Origin of the sequence: Sphingomonas sp. NPDC092440 (assembly GCF_044754985.1) — a bacterium.
Lineage (GTDB): Bacteria > Pseudomonadota > Alphaproteobacteria > Sphingomonadales > Sphingomonadaceae > Sphingomonas.
The window spans coordinates 194,446-211,765 of sequence record NZ_JBIVQA010000003.1; the positions used below are offsets into that span (position 1 = coordinate 194,446).

16 protein-coding genes are annotated in these 17,320 nt (G+C 68.0%); 5 read left to right on the top strand and 11 right to left on the bottom strand.

Annotated elements, in window-relative coordinates; translation table 11 throughout:
• Positions 1-38: 38 nt before the first annotated feature.
• From ACIQCS_RS06270 to ACIQCS_RS06285, 4 genes are all read right to left on the bottom strand, one after another.
• A complete protein-coding gene (locus tag ACIQCS_RS06270; protein WP_345851164.1) occupies positions 39-563 on the bottom strand; it encodes a hypothetical protein in 525 nt (174 codons plus the stop codon).
• A 34-nt stretch (positions 564-597) separates the two neighbouring features.
• A complete protein-coding gene (locus tag ACIQCS_RS06275) occupies positions 598-1,164 on the bottom strand; it encodes a hypothetical protein (RefSeq protein WP_345851165.1) in 567 nt (188 codons plus the stop codon).
• Positions 1,165-1,264: 100 nt separating this feature from the next.
• The gene (locus ACIQCS_RS06280) at positions 1,265-1,450 is read right to left on the bottom strand and encodes a hypothetical protein (protein ID WP_322261031.1); all 186 of its coding nucleotides are present in this window, start codon (positions 1,448-1,450) and stop codon (positions 1,265-1,267) included.
• Between the two features lie 193 nt (positions 1,451-1,643).
• Positions 1,644-3,185 (bottom strand): glycosyl hydrolase family 28-related protein, encoded by a 1,542-nt coding sequence (locus tag ACIQCS_RS06285; protein ID WP_345851169.1) that lies wholly within the window; start codon positions 3,183-3,185, stop codon positions 1,644-1,646.
• A gap of 315 nt (positions 3,186-3,500) precedes the next feature.
• Between ACIQCS_RS06285 and trxB the strand changes: the two genes are divergently transcribed.
• A complete protein-coding gene (gene trxB / locus ACIQCS_RS06290) occupies positions 3,501-4,475 on the top strand; it encodes a thioredoxin-disulfide reductase (protein ID WP_345851170.1) in 975 nt (324 codons plus the stop codon).
• A gap of 561 nt (positions 4,476-5,036) precedes the next feature.
• On the opposite strand, the gene ACIQCS_RS06295 is transcribed toward trxB, so the two are convergent.
• From ACIQCS_RS06295 to ACIQCS_RS06305, 3 genes are read right to left on the bottom strand one after another with little or no spacing between them, the layout of a single operon-like run.
• Entirely contained in the window at positions 5,037-5,855 is an 819-nt protein-coding gene (locus ACIQCS_RS06295) for a hydrolase 1, exosortase A system-associated (protein ID WP_345851172.1), read from the bottom strand.
• Positions 5,843-6,538, bottom strand: a complete 696-nt coding sequence (locus tag ACIQCS_RS06300) for a hypothetical protein (RefSeq protein ID WP_294051914.1) — start codon at positions 6,536-6,538, stop codon at positions 5,843-5,845. Before ACIQCS_RS06300 ends, ACIQCS_RS06295 begins: the two co-directional genes overlap by 13 nt.
• On the bottom strand, positions 6,535-6,807 hold the full coding sequence (locus ACIQCS_RS06305) for an acyl carrier protein (RefSeq protein ID WP_345851173.1): 273 nt from the start codon (positions 6,805-6,807) through the stop codon (positions 6,535-6,537). The genes ACIQCS_RS06300 and ACIQCS_RS06305 overlap by 4 nt, the downstream gene beginning before the upstream one ends.
• A 71-nt stretch (positions 6,808-6,878) precedes the next feature.
• On the opposite strand from ACIQCS_RS06305, the gene ACIQCS_RS06310 reads away from it, so the two are divergent.
• Positions 6,879-8,372 (top strand): AMP-binding protein, encoded by a 1,494-nt coding sequence (locus ACIQCS_RS06310; RefSeq protein ID WP_345851174.1) that lies wholly within the window; start codon positions 6,879-6,881, stop codon positions 8,370-8,372.
• On the top strand, positions 8,369-9,556 hold the full coding sequence (locus ACIQCS_RS06315) for a pyridoxal-dependent decarboxylase, exosortase A system-associated (protein WP_401530344.1): 1,188 nt from the start codon (positions 8,369-8,371) through the stop codon (positions 9,554-9,556). Before ACIQCS_RS06310 ends, ACIQCS_RS06315 begins: the two co-directional genes overlap by 4 nt.
• A gap of 7 nt (positions 9,557-9,563) precedes the next feature.
• On the opposite strand, the gene rnk is transcribed toward ACIQCS_RS06315, so the two are convergent.
• The 4 genes from rnk to ACIQCS_RS06335 form a co-directional block, all read right to left on the bottom strand.
• Positions 9,564-9,962 (bottom strand): nucleoside diphosphate kinase regulator, encoded by a 399-nt coding sequence (gene rnk / locus ACIQCS_RS06320; RefSeq protein ID WP_401530346.1) that lies wholly within the window; start codon positions 9,960-9,962, stop codon positions 9,564-9,566.
• A gap of 207 nt (positions 9,963-10,169) precedes the next feature.
• Positions 10,170-11,327 carry an MFS transporter gene (locus tag ACIQCS_RS06325; protein ID WP_345851177.1) on the bottom strand — a complete coding sequence of 386 codons (1,158 nt, stop codon included), beginning with the start codon at positions 11,325-11,327 and terminating at the stop codon, positions 10,170-10,172.
• A gap of 277 nt (positions 11,328-11,604) precedes the next feature.
• Positions 11,605-12,159, bottom strand: a complete 555-nt coding sequence (locus ACIQCS_RS06330) for a helix-turn-helix transcriptional regulator (RefSeq protein WP_345851178.1) — start codon at positions 12,157-12,159, stop codon at positions 11,605-11,607.
• A 94-nt stretch (positions 12,160-12,253) separates the two neighbouring features.
• Complete coding sequence (locus ACIQCS_RS06335) at positions 12,254-14,668, bottom strand: TonB-dependent receptor (RefSeq protein ID WP_345851179.1); 2,415 nt, start codon at positions 14,666-14,668, stop codon at positions 12,254-12,256.
• 481 nt (positions 14,669-15,149) lie between these two features.
• On the opposite strand from ACIQCS_RS06335, the gene ACIQCS_RS06340 reads away from it, so the two are divergent.
• The gene (locus tag ACIQCS_RS06340) at positions 15,150-15,794 is read left to right on the top strand and encodes an XrtA/PEP-CTERM system exopolysaccharide export protein (protein ID WP_345851180.1); all 645 of its coding nucleotides are present in this window, start codon (positions 15,150-15,152) and stop codon (positions 15,792-15,794) included.
• Between the two features lie 10 nt (positions 15,795-15,804).
• Positions 15,805-17,319: an XrtA system polysaccharide chain length determinant gene (locus tag ACIQCS_RS06345; RefSeq protein WP_345851182.1), complete on the top strand. Its 1,515-nt coding sequence runs from the start codon at positions 15,805-15,807 to the stop codon at positions 17,317-17,319.
• The last annotated feature ends 1 nt before the right edge of the window (position 17,320 follow it).

Genomic DNA, 17,320 nt, shown 5'->3' on the forward strand with positions numbered 1-17,320 from the left:
GGGAAGAGGGAGCCGGCGCCGGATGTCGTGCGGCAGCGCTATGGCGTGCGGGACTTCTCGTAGCGATCGAGCGCTTCTTGATCCGCCTTGAAGACCAACTCGCATGCGAGCAGCGTCTTGCCGGGCAGCGCGGGGCTCTCGCGTGCGACGATCGAGACAATGCCCAGATCGGGCTGAGGCTGCTGGTCCTGGGGCAGGGCCCGGGAATAGCCCTTGGTGGCGGTGCCGAGCAGCGTGGAGCGCTCCTTCGTCAGCCCATAGCGCTCGGCCAGCGCATCGGCCCGCGCGCCTTCGATCAGGACGCCGACCGCCGTGCCCGCGAAGATGACTTCGCTGCTGGCGAAACCGTCCTGCCCGAGTGCGCGCGGCAGCCGATAGACATAGGCACCCAGCATCGACGTATCGGGCTTGGCGAGCTTCTCGGCGGCCTCATAGAGTGCCGTGGCCGTATCCGTCGTATAGGGCGGCTTGCAGAGCGCGGCCTCGTAGAACGGGTCCGCCGATGCAGGTGCGGCGAAGAGGGTTCCCCACAGGATCGGGGTGACGAAAAGGGTGCGAAGCATCGATACTCCCATGCTTGATGCGGGTTTGCGGGGGTCATTTCGGCCAGAGGTCCGGCGCCGTCGGGCAGGCATGTTGTTTCACCTCGAGCCGGACAATGTCGTTGTGCCCGCGCATATGGTCACGGACATAGCCGACCCGGACCCAGGAATCGGCATGGACCAGGCCGCCTCCCGGTTCGACCCGATGATAGCCGAGCCGCACCTCGTCCGCGGCATAGAGGAATTCCTGGCCTGCGACATTCCAGCGCTCGAGGCCGGAATCCGCCTCGTTCGGGTTGGCCAATCCCGGATGGAACTGATCCAGGCACCCTTCGACGCTGGCGAACCGGCCGCTCTGGACCAGTGCTCTCACGGCCTGGCTGTGCCGGATGTCGTGCCAGGTCATCCACACCGCCCCGGCCGTCCAGGCCAGTGCGATCGGGAGGTAGAACAGGATCTTCCACTGCCGGCGCCAGCAAAAATACAGCACCTCGCCGATCATGCCCAGGCCGATCGCCAGGAAGAGCAGGTCGAACGCATAGGCCGGACGGATCAGATCGGGCTGCCTGGTCAGGTCGAAAACGTCCAGAACCCCATCTCCCCCGCCATGCCCGGCAGCCATCCGGCCCTAGACTATCTGAAATCGCAAGGCGGCGATCGGTTTCAGGCGGCGGCCGAAAAAACCGATCCCGGATTGGGCCGAAGGGCGAGGATGCAGCCGCCTATTCCAGTTCCTTCAATGCCTGGATGATCGGCCGGTCGCCCAGGCGCGGCTTGTCGCCATAGCTGGCGATCGCCCGCTCCAAGGCGCGCGCATGCAGGCCCGGCTCCGCCTCCCGCAGCTCTGCCACCAGCGCGCGCAGATAGGCATAGGCAGCCAGGCCGTAGGTTTCCGGGGCATGCGACATGGATGGTTCTCCATCGGCTGTGAGGGGGCGATGGGGATCGGTAATGCCGATGCGGGATGTTGTCGAAGCCTGTGCCAGCTCCATTCGGGATCGCGCCGCCGACGCATGGCGCCGGGCCGCCCTATCGTCTCGTATTTCACCGCACCCTGGTCGGGGAGGGGCCGAAACCCCCCCCTCGGAAACATGGGTCGATTTATGCGGCGATCGTGCCGAAGGACTTCCAGGTCCCCGGCGAGCCCGCCGTGGTGCAGATCCAGCCCGCACTCCCGCCGGCGGTCGGAACGCTGTTCTGGATGACGTCGCCCTGCAGCCATGCCCCCGTCGTCGGAGCAGCCGATCCGACGCCTCGGAACAGGCCGCCGAGGAAGTGGCCATTGGGGAAGTCGGCCGCGAACTTCCTCGGATTCGCAAGCGTCGAGCCGGTCGGGAAGCGCATCACCGTGAAGGGGTTGCCGCCGCTCTGATATTGGAAGTCCCACCACTGCGACGACGTGTTGTACTGGATTTGCCAGTCCGCCTGGTTGGCAGCGCCGATCACGTCGTTGCTGGAGCCCCAGCCAATCGCACCGTAATTGGGTTGCAGCGAGCCGAGCACGCTGACGATATTGGGCGTCGCGCGGCGATTGAGGTGACGATAGGGCGCGGCCACGGAAAGACCCGCCGTCATCACGAAGGCGCGGCTGCTCGCGGAGGACGAGGGGCTCTGGCCCGCGAGATCACCAATCACCGTCGTCCCGTCGCCGAAATCCGCATTGTCGCCGGCCGCGCCGATCTCGATATAGTCGCCGATCACCGTATTGGGGGCGGTGTCGATCGTCTTGATCGCACCCAGTATGTTGTTCGCCTGATGACAGCCGATATAGGTGTTGCCGATCAGGCTCTCGTCGAGGACGCCCCATCCGCCATTGCCGGTGCAGTCGAGTCGGGCGGCGACGCCCGCATTGGCATCGTTGCTCTTGACGTGCAGCCCGTGGCTTCCATTCGCGATCAGGCTGACGTTGGTCAGCGTCCACAAGTTCGCGTTGCCCTTGACTGGATTGCCGGCGCTGATCGAGGCTTCGATCCGCAGGCCCCTGCCCGAAAAGCCGCGGATCGTCACATTCTCGATCGCCGTGGTCGCCCGCATCCAGATGCCGTCCACGCCCGAGCCCCCGCCGTTCGAGCGAATATAGAGGTCGCGAAGTGCGGAGCTGGCGCCGTTGGGATAGGTGCCGTCGGGCGCGGTCCCGGTGCCGTCGGTGTTGGAAGCGTTGATGATGAACGCCTGGATGCCCGAGTCGGTCAGCAGAACCGATCCCTGCGCATTCATCGTGAAGCTGCCGATGGTTCGGTTGGCATAGGCTGCGCTATTGCCGTCGCCCTGCCAGGTGATCGCGCAATGCTGGTTGATCGTTTTCGAGAGCCGGTAATATCCCTTGGGGATATTGATCGTCCCGCCTTCGGGGAGGAGCGCATCATGCGCGGCCATGAAGGCGGCATGATCATCGGCGATGCCGTCGCCGGCAGCGCCGAACCACAGCACGCTGAGAGGCTGGGCATCGACGCGGAGCCAGCGCCCGCCGCCGGACGCCGCGAAAACGGTGCCGTTGTTGACGGTGGCGCTTGCTGCGGACTCGAAGCGGAAGATGCCGCCCCGCCTGGTGTCGCTGACATTTGCGGTTTGCCCGTCCGAGAGACCGGTGGTCGAGGACGCGATCAGATCCGCGATAGTGGAGAAGCTGAGGGACGCTGCCATGATGTGATACCCTTGCTATGATATGTTCTTTTTCAACGGGCGGTTGAGAACAAATATAGAACAATCGAAATCCAACATTGCAACGGCAATCGGAGGGGCGGGATCGGCATTCGCTGATTGCCTCCGGCTCGCCGACACCGCGGCGGATGCGAAGATCGCGACCGGGCCGATCCAACCGGTGGGCGGCTAGCCGGGCTTGGGAAGGGGATAGGCTTGCTGTTGTCCACAGTCATTGCGGACGGTGCCACACTACCCATGTTGCCTCGACCCTTGCCGAGCCCCTAGATGCGGGGCTCAGCCATTTCGGAAACCATGATGACCGCCACCCATTCGACACGCATGCTGATCCTCGGTTCCGGCCCGGCCGGCCTGACCGCCGCCATCTATGGCGCGCGCGCCGGCCTGTCGCCGATCGTGGTGCAGGGCATCCAGCCTGGCGGCCAGCTGATGACCACCACCGATGTCGAGAATTATCCCGGCTTCCGCGACGTGATCCAGGGCCCCTGGCTGATGCAGGAGATGCAGGCCCAGGCCGAGCATGTCGGCGCGCAGATGATGTGGGACACGATCGTCGAGGTCGACGTCTCGCAGCGTCCGTTCCGCATGGTGGGCGACAGCGGCACCGTCTATCTGGGCGATGTGCTGGTGATCGCCACCGGCGCCCAGGCCAAGTGGCTGGGCCTGGATTCGGAGCGGCTGCTCCAGGGCAAGGGCGTGAGCGCCTGCGCCACCTGCGACGGCTTCTTCTTCCGCGGCAAGAAGGTCGCGGTGATCGGCGGCGGCAACACCGCGGTGGAAGAGGCGCTCTATCTCACCAACCACAGCCACGACGTGACGGTGATCCACCGTCGCGACTCGTTCCGCGCCGAGAAGATCCTGCAGCAGCGCCTGTTCGCCAATGAGCGGATCAACGTGCTGTGGAACAAGAAGGTCGAGCGCTTCATCGCCGGCGGCCAGCCCGAGGGACTGGTGGGGATCGAGCTGAAGGACATGGAGACCGGGGAGCTTTCGCAGATCGACGTCGATGGCGGCTTCGTCGCGATCGGGCATCATCCGGCGACCGAGCTGTTCCGCGGCCATATCGATCTTGACGACGATGGCTATATCCGGGTCGAGACGGGCACGACCAAGACCAGCGTGCCCGGCGTGTTCGCCTGTGGCGACGTGATGGACAAGCAGTATCGCCAGGCGGTCACCGCCGCCGGCACCGGCTGCATGGCGGCGCTCGACGCCGAGCGCTTCCTGGCCGAGGCGGATTTCGAGACGGTGGTCCAGCACGCGGCGGAGTGAGGGGTGCCGTCATCCCGGCGAACGCCGGGTTCTCGTGCCACAAGCGCCAGGTTGGGGCCTCATACCTTCCATCGTCACCCCGGCCTTGCGCCGGGGTCCCGCTGTCCTGCTGAAGGCAAAAGAAGCGGGATCCCGGCGCAAGGCCGGGGTGACGGTAGTAAATCAGATACTTGCTTGGGTTCTCAACCTTGGGTTGGGGACTCAATATTCTCCAGCGTTATCCCCGCTATCCCTCCCTCGTCATCCCCGCGCAGGCGGGGATCCAGGGTAGCAGGGGGCGATCCAGGGGATCACGCGGATGCTTGCCGGAAACGGCAAGGCGAGCCTCGCCGTCCTTGCCCTTGGCCCGGGATCCCCGCCTGCGCGGGATGACGGTTCAAGGGATCGCGGAGATGGCGCTGGAGAATATGGGTCCTCACCCTAGGTTGAGGCCTCATACCTTCCATCGTCACCCCGGCCTTGAGCCGGGGTCCCGCTATCTCGCCAGCACAGGAAGAAGCGGGATCCCGGCTCAAGGCCGGGATGACGGTGAAATATCAGATACTTGTTTGGGTTCTCAACCTAGTCGACCGAGCTCCCGGCCTTTGCTGGGATGACGAGTTGATCCAGCACCTTCGCCAGCAGCCAGTCCTTGTCGCTCGCGCCGGCGAAGCTGTGGCTGGCGCTGTCGAGCTGCTCGACTGCTACTTTCCCCCGCGCCGCATCGAAGGCAGGAGCCCTGAAGGCATCGGCAAAGGCGATCGCGGTATTGTCGCCTTTCGCCAGCAGGATCGCCACCGGCACCTTCGCTTCCGCCAGCGCGGCGGCGAGGCGGGTGGGGAGGCCGCCAGCGGCCCGAGGCGGCTGGCGCGAGGCCTTGCGCAGGCCCTTGAGCAGCTTGGCGACGTTCACGCCGCCGCGCAGCAGCCGCAGCCACTCCCGCGGATCGCGCAGCCGGGCCGCATAATGCGCGCGGATCGCGGCGGGGGGAGGCATCGCGTCCTCGGCCTCGACGGTCCAGGGATTGGCGAGCACGAGTGCGTCGATGCCCGCCTGGGCGTGGAAGAAGGCCAGCGCGGTGGCGGCGTCGCAATTGCCATAGGCGATGATCCGCTCGACCCCGGTCTCGCGAAAGGCGCGGGCGGCGGCGGCGATATCCTCGGCGCTCGACTCGAACCCGCGATTCTCGCCGGTCGAATCGCCGATGCCGCGGCGATCGAAGCGCAGGACGGGATAGTCGGCACGGGCGACCCGCTCCGCCAGCAACGCCATGCCGCGATGCGCGCCGATGCGGATCTCGTTGCCGCCCGAGACGATCAGCAGGCCCGTGGTCTCGGCTGCTTCGTCCAGCGTGCCGAGCAAGGTCTCGCCGGCGCACGGAAATGCGATCAGCTTTCGCATGCACGGATCCAGACGGCGATGTCTTCGGCGAGCAGGGCGGCGAGCGCGGGATCATTGTCCGGCTCGGCGCGGCGCCAGAGCGGCGCGCCGTCCACCCGCCGGATGGCATCGGCGGGGTCGGAGGCAAGGCGGACTACCCGCGCGTCCGGCGCGGGCCGGGCGGTGACAAGTTCCGCCAGCAGCGCCGGGGCGAGCGGATTGCCGGCGATCTCGATCGGCGTCGAACCTCCCAGAACCGGCGAATCCAGGTCATGGCGCTGCGGGTCGGCGGCGATCGCGGCCCGCTTCAGCTCGCGCAGGAGCTTGTCTCCGGGCATGGGAGCGAAATGCCAGCGGCCGGCGACGGGCGCGAGCGTGTCGAGCAGCGCGCCGCTGCGCACGCCCAGCGCGTAGCAGTTGCGCCCCTCGCGATCGAACTTGTCGCAGGCGAAGTTGAAGGCGTCCCGCATCTTGAGGATCGAGGATCGGTCGGTCGGCACCAGGCTCTCGCCCTGGCCGGGCAGGTCGGGCAGCGCCCCGGCGATGCCGCGCTGCGCGAGCAGGCGCAGGATCGTGACCAGGAAGGCCCGGGTGCGGTTGGCTTCCTCGAACAGCGGCGGCGCCGCGACCACGACCGGGCCGGCGGCGGGGCCGAAGCGCAGCATCGCCTCGCGCCCGCCGGCCCAGTCATAGTGATCGATCACCGGAGCGCCTTGGCCGTCGCGAAGCGCGTGAGGGCGCCGAAGCTCTCGAGCATCTCGCCGTCCACCTCGTCATCCTCGATCAGGATGCCGAGCCGGTCCTCGAGCTCGGTGAGGACGCCCGCCACGGCGAGCGAATCGAGTTCGGGCAGCGCGCCGAAAAGCGGCGTGTCCGCGCGGAAATCGGCCACGCGCTCCGCGCTCAGGCCCAGCACGTCGCGGAGCACGCCGCGGACGGTATCTTCGACTTGGAGCGACCCATCGGGTTGCAATGCACTTCCCCTGCCGGTTTTTCGCTCCCGTAAGGGTTGGCGCGGGCGCTGCCAAGTATAAGGGTGTGCGGGTGATAGCGCTCGACCCCGTTCCCAGGCCCCTCGATACCCTGCCGTCGCGCGGGAGGCCCGAGGCCGTGGCGCTGGAGGACAAGGCCGGCACGCTCACCTATGCCGAGCTCGAGGCGGCGGTGGGCGGCATGGCGCATGCCCTGCGCGCGCTGGGGCTGGAGCCCGGCGACCGGGTGGCCAGCTGGCTGCCCAAGACGCGGACCGCGTGCCTGATGCCGCTGGCGGCGGTGCGGGCAGGACTGGTGCACGTGCCCGTGAACCCGGTGCTCAAGCGCGCCCAGGTGGCGCACATCCTGGCCGATTCGGGCGCGCGGGCGCTGGTTTCCCAACCGGCGCGGCTCGCCGCCCTCGAAGCCGGCGATGTCGGCGCCGATTGCCGGGTGGTGGAGGAAGGCGCACTCTTCTCGGAGCGGAGGCTTCCGCCCTCCGCGGCCGGCGCCGATACGCTCGCGGCGATCCTCTATACCTCGGGATCGACCGGCAGGCCCAAGGGCGTGATGCTGAGCCATGCCAATTTATGGCTGGGGGCCATCAGCGTAGCCCATTATCTTGAGATCGAACCTGAGGATCGCGTGCTGGGCGTGCTGCCGCTCAGCTTCGATTATGGGCAGAACCAGCTCTTCTCCACCTGGGCGGCGGGCGCGCGGGTGGTGCCGCTCGATTACCTGACCGCGCGCGACGTCATAAAGGCGGTGGAGCGCTTCGGCATCACCAGCCTGGCCGGGGTGCCGCCGCTTTGGGTGCAACTGCTCGAGGCGGAGTGGCCGGTTGAGATCGCATCCAAGCTTTGCCGCCTAACCAATTCAGGCGGCGCGCTTACGCCCAGGATGGTGCGCGACCTGCGCGCCCGCTTCCCCAATGCCGACCTTTATCCGATGTATGGGCTGACCGAGGCGTTCCGGTCGACCTATCTGCATCCCGGGCTGGTCGACGCGCACCCCGATGCGATCGGAACGGCCATTCCGTTCGCCGAGATCCTCGTGGTCGGCCCGGACGGCGCGCGCGCTTCCCAGGGCGAACTGGTCCATGCGGGCCCGCTGGTCGCCCAGGGCTATTGGCGCGACCCCGAGCGGACGGCGCAGCGTTTCCGCCCCGCGCCCGCCTTTGCCGGGAGCGGCGGCATGGCGGTATGGTCCGGCGACACGGTGCGGCTTGGGGAGGACGGGCTGCTCCGCTTCGTCGGCCGCGACGACGAGATGATCAAATCGGCCGGCAACCGCATCAGTCCTACCGAGATCGAGGAAGCCGTGCTCTCGGGCGGCGAGACTGGCGAGGCGGCGGCGTTCGGCGTCGCGGACGAAAGGCTGGGCCAGGCGATCGTGGTGATCGCGCGCGGCGACGGCAGCCGCGAGATCGAGCTGCGCGAGCGGCTGCGGCGCGAGTTGCCGAGCTTCCTGCAGCCGGCGCGCTATGACTGGCGCGCGGCGCTTCCGCGCAACGCCAATGGCAAGCTTGACCGGACGGCGCTCAGGGCGAGCTTGGGGGACAAATGACCATCACCGCAAAACCGCATGGCCCGATCCCGCCGGAATTCGCCGCGTTGCGCGAGCTTCCATGGCCGAATGTCCGGACCCCCGCCTATGTCTATGACTTTGCGGTGGTGGAGGCGCGCATCGCCCGGCTGCGCGCGGCGCTGCCCGCCGGTATCGGCATCCATTATGCCATCAAGGCCAATCCGTTCCCGCCGCTGCTCGCCCGCATCGCGCCGCTGGTGGACGGGATGGACGTTGCCTCGGCGGGCGAGCTGGCGCGGGCGCGTGACGCCATGGCGGCGGCCGACATCAGCTTCGCCGGCCCCGGCAAGCGCGATTTCGAGCTGGAGGCGGCGCTGGGCGCGGGCGTGACGCTCAATCTCGAATCGGAGGCCGAGGCCGAGCGCGCGTTCGCGATCGGCGCGCGGCTGGGCGTGACGCCGCGGCTCGCGGTGCGAGTCAATCCCGATTTCGAGTTGCGTGGATCGGGGATGAAGATGGGGGGGCGCGCCTCGCCCTTCGGCGTGGACGCGAGCCGGGCGGCGGCGCTGGTGCGGCGCGTGATCGACGCCGGCGCGGAATGGCGCGGCTTCCATATCTTCGCCGGATCGCAGGCGCTGGACGCCGCTTCGGTGATCGAGACCCAGGCCGCCACGGTGGCGCTCGCCGCGCGGCTGGCGGACGAGGCGGGCGCGCGGCCGCCGCTGGTGAACCTGGGCGGCGGCTTCGGCATTCCCTATTTCCCGGGCGATGCACCGCTCGACGTGGCGGTGGTGGGCGCGGCGCTGGGCACGGCGATCCGGCGCCTCGACACCCGATATGCCGTGGAGCTTGGCCGATGGCTGGTGGGCGAGGCGGGCGTGTACCTTGCCCGGGTGATCGAGCGGAAGGAGAGCCAGGGCGAGACCTTCCTGGTGGTCGAAGGCGGCTTGAACCATCATCTCGCCGCCACCGGCAATTTCGGCACGGTAGTGCGCCGCAACTATCCCGTGGCGGTGGCGAATCGTATCCAGGATTCGCCCGAGGAAGTGGTGACGATCGTCGGGCCGCTCTGCACGCCGCTGGACCGGCTGGCCGACCGCGTGGCGCTGCCCCGCGCCGAAGTGGGGGACAGGATCGCGGTGTTCGCGTCCGGAGCCTATGGCGCGACGGCGAGCCCCAGCGCGTTCCTGGGGCATCCGCCGGTGGAAGAACTGCTGGTCTGAGCCGCGATCAGCCCGATGCGGCTTGGCGGACCCCCAGCACGGTGAGGTGGCGATCGGGCCACAGGATCGACTGGCCCGTTCGCAGCCCGATCAGCGCTGCGCCTACGGGCGTGAGGACCGAGATCCGCCCCCGGGAAATATCCGCGTCGGACGGGTAGACGAGCGTGACGGTGCGCCGCGTGCCGTTGCTGTCGTCGACGAACTCCACCGTGGAACCCATCGTCACCGTATCGGGCGAAATGGCGGCCGCGCTGTGCAGCCTGGCGCGCTCGGTCTCGCGGAGCAGCAGCGCGCTGACCGCGGGAAAGCGGCGCTCGACGCTGAGCGCCAGGCCGGCGAGGCGTTCGGCTTCGGAATCGATCATGTCGATCGGCGGCCGGCTGGCCGCCTTGCGGGTCTTGCTCATATTCTGGAACTCCCAGGCAAAGGCGGCGATGCCGCCGGGGCGCCGGACGGCGCATTGCTTGGCCCCGGATCTCCGGGACATGCCTGAGGAGAACCCGGGGCTAGTTGCCTGCCAGGGACTGTCCCGCGTGAATGCGGTATCGCAGCGTGGGTGCGCGAAGCATCATGCGGGAAGAATGGGGCCTGGGCCGGGGGTTGTCAAACCGCGTCAGAGGCTTTCGGCGAACAGCAGGCAGGCGAGCATCGCCAGTACCAGCGCGATCAGGGCGATGCCGAGCGCCGGCCAGCCCCAGGTGGCGACGACCATGCCGGCGAGCGGCGGGCCGAACAGCGCGCCGCCTGCGCCGAACTGGGTGATAAGGCCGTTCGCCGCCGCGATCCGGGGATCGTCGGGCGTGGTGGCGCCGGACTGGGCGGGCAGGCGCGCGAACATCAGCGGCGGGACGAGGCCGCTGATGAGCGTGGCCCCGATGGCGATGGCGCCGCTTTCGGCCAGGCTCGCTCCGGTACCCTGATAGAGCCAGAAGACCAGGGGCAGGGTGGCGAGCAGGGCCAGCGTCGAGACCAGCATCATCCGGCCACGGCCCAGCGCGCCGCCCCGCATCAGCCACATGGCGGCGGCGGAGCCGGGCAGGGCGGCAAGCGAGGCCAGCGCGGTGACCAGCCCGACCTGCTCGATCGGGGCGCCGCTGCGCTCGACCAGGAAGCTCGGCAGCAGCATGAGCAGGGCGCAGACGAACAGGGTGTAGAGGCCGAAGGCGAAGGTGGAGATCCAGGCGGCCGGGGCCGGGAGGGTGATCCGCCGGCCGCTGGCGCCGGGGAGCGGGAAGCGCGTGAGCAGCGCCGTAATCGCGGCCAGCGCGACCGCCCAGACCAGCATCACGCCGCGCGGGCCCGCCAGCGTGACCAGCGACGCGGTGACCGCGCTGCCCAATGCGAGGCCGACGGGCACGAAGGTGCTCCACAGGGCGAGCGCGCGGCCGCGGCTCCGGTCGGTGGCGAGCGCTGCGATGGCGGTGGGCGCGACGATCACCATCAGGAGATAGCCGATGCCCTCCACTGCGCGAGCGGCGAACAGAATGGCCGGGTCTGGGGCAATCGCCTCGACCAGGCTGGTGCCGGCGAGCGTCGCACTCCCGAGCAGCAGGAAGGCGCGCATGCCGAAGCGGGCGAGGCCAAGGCCGGCAATGAAGCCGAACAGCGCGCCGCCCACTTCGAGCAGCGAGATCAGCAGCGCGATCTGGGGTAGCGACAAATGGAAGCTCTCGCGCAGGATCGGCGCGATGGCGGAGATCTTGGCGAGCTGCGCGGCAGCGAGGATTCCGACCAGCCAGAGCGTGATGATTCGGGGCCAGGGCGTGCGCATGCCGCCCTGCTAGGAGCAGGCGCCGGCGATGGCCACGAATAGATTATACGGGGGGCCGGGATGCGGCGTCCCATTCCATCTATCGTCATCCCCGTGAAAGTGGGGATGACGCGGTTTGCTGATTGGGTCATGATCCTGGGTCGGGGACCCATATTCTTCCTCTGTCACCCCGGCCTTGCGCCGGGGTCCCGCTATCTCGCCAGCGCGGGAAGAAGCGGGATCCCGGCGCAAGGCCGGGATAACGGTGAAAGATCAGATATTTGTTTGGGTTCCCAACCTAAGGGCAGGATGCGATGGTGGTGGTGATGCGGCCGATCCGGCCGTCGGCGAGCGGCACCGTCTCCCAGCGCATCATGCCGGGCAGCACCGCGATCACGGCGCTGCCATTATGGCCGGTGTGGAATTCCAGCCGCTGAAACGGGCGATCATACCAGCCGCGATCGGCGAGCCCCGCTTCGGCGGCGACGATCTCCGGGCTGGCAAAGCTCCAGAGCGAGCGGTTCAGAAAACTGTCGGCGCTGTCCGCCCAGGCTTTCGTCCGGCTGGGCGAGGCGGCGAGCAGGCGATGGGTGGCGTCGCATACGAGATGCACCGGCGCGCTCGAAGACTCGACGAGGCGTTTCAGCGCGACGTCCGCGTCGTTGCCGGCATTGGCGGCGATCATCGCCAGGATGCGCTCGCGCATTGCAGCCTCGGGCGCGTGCGCGCCGCTTTCCCAGCGCGACACGCTGGCCTGGGTAACGGCCAGGTGCTCGGCGACATGACCCTGCTTGATTCCGTTGAGGATGCGGAAGCGGCGCAGCGCCCTGCCCACGGGGAGATCGTGCAGCATGGCCGGAAAATAGGCTCCCTGGACCATGCGTCAATGCGCCGGCTCCGCCACTCCGGAGACCGGGGAGCAGCCCGAAGACCGCTCCCCAACAAAGCTACCAGCTCAGGCCGAGCCGCGCATAGACATAGCGCCCGCCAAAGCCGAAGGGCGAGTAATAGGGGAAGCCGACCACGCCGGTGCTGTTGTTCGCGGCGATGGTGTAGTCCGGATAGACGTCGAACAGATTGTTCACGCCGAGTGCGAACTGTGCGCCCTTAAGTGCCTGATAACGCAATTCCAGATCGGTGATGGTGTGGCGGCCGCTATGGATGTCCGCCGCCGGGGTGGTGCCGGGCTGGTTGACGTCGCCATAATAGCTCGCCCGCGCGGTGATCGCGAGCTTGTCCAGCGACCAGTCGATCGAGCCCGTCACCTTCTGGCCCGGCGTGCCCTGCTCGATCGTCAGGATGCGGCTGCGGGCGAAGAGGATCGGGGCGGGGTTGATCGTGCCGGTCGAGGTGGGGATGCTGCTGCGGTCGACCTTGGTCTGGTTGAGGTTGCCCGCGATCGTGAAGTCGAAGGTGCCGGCGGCATCCGTGGGCAGGCGGTAATGCGCCACCGCGTCGATGCCGCGGACGCGCGAGCGCAGGCCGTTGATGAAGAAGCGCGCGGCCTGGGCGCCGGTGTTGGTGCTGGCGAGCAGCGCCGCGACCTGGGGGCTGAAACTCGCCTGGATATTCTCCGACAGCGCGAGCTGGTTGCGCAGGCGGATCTGATAGGCGTCGATCGTCAGGTCGAACCCGCCCGAGCGGATCACCGTGCCGACCGAGAGGTTGGTCGAGCGCTCGGGCTCGAGCGGCAGGCCGCCCAGCGCCGCGCCGACGGCGCTGACCGAGGGGAAGGTGCCGGTGAGGACCGGCGATCCGTTCTGGACCACCGAGGCGATCGAAGTGAAATATTGCTGCTGCAGGCTCGGCGCGCGGAAGCCGGTCGAGGCAGTGCCGCGCAGCGCGAACCAGGGCGCGAAATCATAGCGCAGCGAGACCTTGCCGGTCGCCGTGTCGCCGAAATCGGTATAATGCTCGCCGCGGCCGGCCAGGCCGATCAGCAGCTTGTCGGTGATCTGGGCTTCGAGATCGATATAGCCCGAGACATTCTTGCGGCTGCGCTCGATGGCGTTGAGCGGGGAGAAGCCGCCAAAGCCCTGCGCGCCCGGCGCCTGGCCGGGCACGGCGCCCGTGGTGGGATAATTCCAGGAAGCCGGCTCGCCCGGCGTGATCTTGAAGCCCTCGCGGCGCCCCTCGATGCCGAAGGCGACGTTCAGCGACTGGAACACGTCGAACTTGCGCGACACGTCGAGCCCCGCGACCCACTGGTCGTAGATCAGCGCGCCGTCGTAGAAGCTGGTGGGCGAGGCGTTGCCATAGGCATAGTTCGCCGAATTGCGCGTGTAATAGGCGATCTTGTTGCGACCATATGCGACGTTGAGGTCGACGTCCCAGCCGGCAAGATCGCCCTTGATGCCGAGTGCGCCGTTCGCGTTGGTCGATTTGGTGTTGATGATCGGCAGGAAGCCGTTCGGGTAGATGCCCGAGACGGCGCCGGCGGCGCTGGGCAGGCGCGGGAAGGCGGCGCTGCGGCTGTCGCGGTCCTGATAGCCGAACCAGCCATAGAGCTTGAAATTGTCGCCGATGCCGGTGCCGGCGTTGATATAGCCGGTATATTGCTCGACCGCGGGATCGCCGAAGCGGCCGGTGACGCGGCTGGGCGTGACGCGCGGATCGAAATCGGCGCGGTTGGTCGCCTCGCGGTTCAGATACTCGCCGGAGAGCGTGACATAGCCGTCCTCGCCAAAGCCGATGCCCTGCCAGGCCGAGGCAGTGAAGGCAGGCTCGCCGGTGATCGAGCGGCTGCCGCGCGCCGTGTCGATGTCGGTGGCATAGAAGCCATAGGTGGCGGTGGCGCCGCCGCCCGAGCGCGCCTCGCGCAGGCGGACGTTGATCACGCCGGCGATGGCGTCCGAGCCATATTGGGCCGAAGCGCCGTCGCGCAGCACTTCGATCCGCTCGAGCGCGGTGGCGGGAATGGTGTTGAGATCGACGGCTGCCGAACCGCGGCCGACCGAGCCGTTGATGTTCAGCAGCGCCGAGGCGTTCGCGCGCACGCCGTTGATCAGGACGAGCGTCTGGTCCGGGGAGAGGCCGCGCAGCGTGGCCGGGCGGATCGCGTCCGTGCCGTCCACGGCCGAGGGGCGCGGGAAGTCGATCGAGGGGGCGATGGCGGCAAGCGCGGCGCCGAGCTCGGTGGTGCCCTGGTTGCGCAGCGCGGTGCCGCTCAGCACGTCGACCGGCGAGGCAGTGTCGAGCCGCGAGCGGCCCTGGGCGCGCGTGCCGGTGACGATGATCTGGGTGTCTTCGGACGCCGGGCCCTGATCGGCCTGCGGCTCGGCGGTGTCCTGCGCGAAGGCAGGCGGCACGGCAAACGCCAGGGTGGTGGCGATGGCGAGGAGCGACGAGGAACGGAAACGCATGGAGGGCCCACCTTTTCTTATGGTGAGCAAAATCTCTATCAACTCACTAGGAATTGGTACAAAGGAAAGTTTGGCGCGGGGAAAAATGGAGTTGCGCATTGTTGCGCGAACGCAACACAATCCGTGCCTGAACGCGGGTTTGCGGGATTGGTTCCAACGCTAGGTTGGGGACTCATATTCTCCAGCGTCATCCCCGCCATCCCTTCAACCGTCATCCCCGCGCAGGCGGGGGTGACGAAAGCAAGCGGGAGGACGAGTTGGTGAAGCAATCGCCCATCGATCCGGGCGGGCCATCGGCGCCCATTCCCTCGCGTTCGACATGTCCCACGCCGGGATCGCGTGTCCCATCGGGATAGAGCGACGAACGGTCCGCAAGGCCTAACCCGATATTTACCTCTCGCCTCCATAGCTGAGCGTGATCCTGTGCGGGTTGCTGCCGAGACGTCGGCGGCGCGCCTGCCCGCCGGGAAAGGAGCTCGGCATGCGTTTCATCGGTTTCGGCAGGACATTTCTGGCTCTCGGCGCGGCGGCGGCGCTGCTGGCGGGATGCGGGGGCGGCGGTGGCCGTCCGGAGCTGCCGCCCGCGGCGGCGGTGACGCAGCGCGAAGTGCCGAGCGATGAATATGTCATCGGCCCGATGGACCAGCTTCAGATCTTCGTGTGGCGCAATCCCGAGCTGTCGGCGAAGGTGCAGGTGCGCCCCGACGGCCGCATCACCGTGCCGCTGATCAGCGACATGCCGGCGGTGGGCAAGACCCCGGCGATGCTGGCGGACGACCTGAAATTCGCGCTGAGCGAGTATATCAAGGATCCGATCGTCTCGGTGATCGTCGAGAATTTCAACGGGACGTACAGCCAGCAGGTCCGCGTCGTCGGCGCGACCGAGAAGCCGGCCTCGATCCCGTACCGCGCCAACATGACCCTGCTCGACGCGATGATCGCGGTGGGCGGCCTGAGCGAGTTCGCCGCGGGCAACCGCGCGCGGCTGGTGCGCTACGACCGGCAGACCGGCAAGCAGACCGAATACAAGGTGCGCCTGGGCGATCTGCTGAAGAATGGCGACATCAAGGCGAACGTCAAGCTCGAGCCGGGCGACGTGATCATCATCCCCACGAGCATGTTCTGAGGTAGCGCGGGTGGGGAGCCTCTACGACGAGCTGCGCGGCGCACTGCACGCGATCTGGCAGCGGCGCTGGGTGGCGCTGGCGGTGGCCTGGGGCATTTGCCTGGCGGGCTGGCTGGTGGTGTCGCAGATGCCCAACAACTATGAATCGCGCGCGCGCATCTTCGTGCAGCTGCGCCAGATCATCCCCACCGACGGGACGGCGGCCCTCAACCAGCAGAAGGACCTCGACCGCATCCGCCAGACCCTCACTGCGGCGGTCAACCTGGAGAAAGTCGTGCGCGGCACCGACCTGGCCCGTACCGTCGCGACCGACCGCGACGTGGCGGACCGGGTGGCCGGCCTCCAGAAGGCGATCAAGCTGACCGCGCAGCAGGACAATCTGTTCGAGATCGCGGTCACCGCACCGAGCGGCAAGCTTGCCCGCCAGATCACCCAGAAGCTGATCGACATCTTCGTCGAGGCGAATCTGTCGGACAATCGCGACCAGTCGAGCCAGTCGCTCGACTTCATGGACCAGCAGCTCGATGCGCGGCAGAAGCAGCTCGCCGATGCCGAGGCGAAGCGGGCGGACTTCCAGAACCGCTATCTCGGCTCGCTGCCCGGCACCGGATCGATCGACGATCGCGTTTCCGCCGCGCGCACCCAGCTCGCCCAGATCCAGTCGGACCTGGCGGCGGCGCAATCGAGTCTCAACGTCGTCAACGCCCAGATGGCGAGCACCCCGGCCAATATCGCCGGCGCCGGTGGCGGCGCGGTGACCGGTCCGGCGCGGGCGCGGCTCACGGCGATCCAGGGCCAGCTCGCCGATGCACGGGCCAAGGGCTATACCGACAGCCATCCCGATGTGATCGCGCTGAAGAACCAGCTTGCCGCGGCGCAGAGCGCGGCGGCGCGCGAGCCGGTGGTGAGCGGCGCATCGGCCGGCGCCTCCAACCCGGTCTATATCGGCCTGCAATCGATGCGGGCGGACAAGCAGGCGACCGTCGCCGCGCTGATCCAGCGCAAGGCGCAGATCGAGGGCGACCTCAACCTGCTCCAGGCCAAGATGGCCGAAGCGCCGGGCGTGGCCGCCGAACAGGGCGAGATCGAGCGCCAATATCAGGTGCTCAAGGGCCAGTATGACACGCTGCTCGCCCAGCGCGAGCAGATGAAGATCGCGAGCCAGGCGCAGAATGTCGCCGATGCCGACAAGTTCAACGTGGTCGATCCGCCGACCCAGCCGCGCGCGCCAAGCTCGCCCAACCGGCCGCTGCTGCTCACCGGCGTGCTGATCGCCGGACTGGGCGCCGGGCTGGCCGCCGCCTTCGCGCTGGGCAAGCTGACCACGACCTTCCCGACCGCCGCCAAGCTCGAAAAGGCGAGCGGCATGCCGGTGATCGGCTCGATCGGCGAAGTGGTGACCGCGGCGCAGACCGCGATGCGCCGCAGAAAGCTGGTGTTGTTCGCCGGCGGGCTGGCCGCCTTGTGCTTCGCCTATGTCGGGCTGATCGGCGTCGAATTCCTCCAGCGCGGCATGGGAGCCTGAG

Excerpts from the sequence above, each read along its gene's own strand:
- trxB (WP_345851170.1), top strand. The coding sequence starts at position 3,501 with ATGACCGCCACCCATTCGACACGCATGCTGATCCTCGGTTCCGGCCCG.
- ACIQCS_RS06315 (WP_401530344.1), top strand. The coding sequence starts at position 8,369 with ATGACCATCACCGCAAAACCGCATGGCCCGATCCCGCCGGAATTCGCC.
- ACIQCS_RS06295 (WP_345851172.1), bottom strand. The coding sequence starts at position 5,855 with ATGCGAAAGCTGATCGCATTTCCGTGCGCCGGCGAGACCTTGCTCGGC.
- ACIQCS_RS06330 (WP_345851178.1), bottom strand. The coding sequence starts at position 12,159 with ATGCTGCACGATCTCCCCGTGGGCAGGGCGCTGCGCCGCTTCCGCATC.
- rnk (WP_401530346.1), bottom strand. The coding sequence starts at position 9,962 with ATGAGCAAGACCCGCAAGGCGGCCAGCCGGCCGCCGATCGACATGATC.
- ACIQCS_RS06335 (WP_345851179.1), bottom strand. The coding sequence starts at position 14,668 with ATGCGTTTCCGTTCCTCGTCGCTCCTCGCCATCGCCACCACCCTGGCG.
- ACIQCS_RS06325 (WP_345851177.1), bottom strand. The coding sequence starts at position 11,327 with ATGCGCACGCCCTGGCCCCGAATCATCACGCTCTGGCTGGTCGGAATC.
- ACIQCS_RS06285 (WP_345851169.1), bottom strand. The coding sequence starts at position 3,185 with ATGGCAGCGTCCCTCAGCTTCTCCACTATCGCGGATCTGATCGCGTCC.
- ACIQCS_RS06280 (WP_322261031.1), bottom strand. The coding sequence starts at position 1,450 with ATGTCGCATGCCCCGGAAACCTACGGCCTGGCTGCCTATGCCTATCTG.
- ACIQCS_RS06275 (WP_345851165.1), bottom strand. The coding sequence starts at position 1,164 with ATGGCTGCCGGGCATGGCGGGGGAGATGGGGTTCTGGACGTTTTCGAC.
- ACIQCS_RS06340 (WP_345851180.1), top strand. The coding sequence starts at position 15,150 with ATGCGTTTCATCGGTTTCGGCAGGACATTTCTGGCTCTCGGCGCGGCG.
- ACIQCS_RS06270 (WP_345851164.1), bottom strand. The coding sequence starts at position 563 with ATGCTTCGCACCCTTTTCGTCACCCCGATCCTGTGGGGAACCCTCTTC.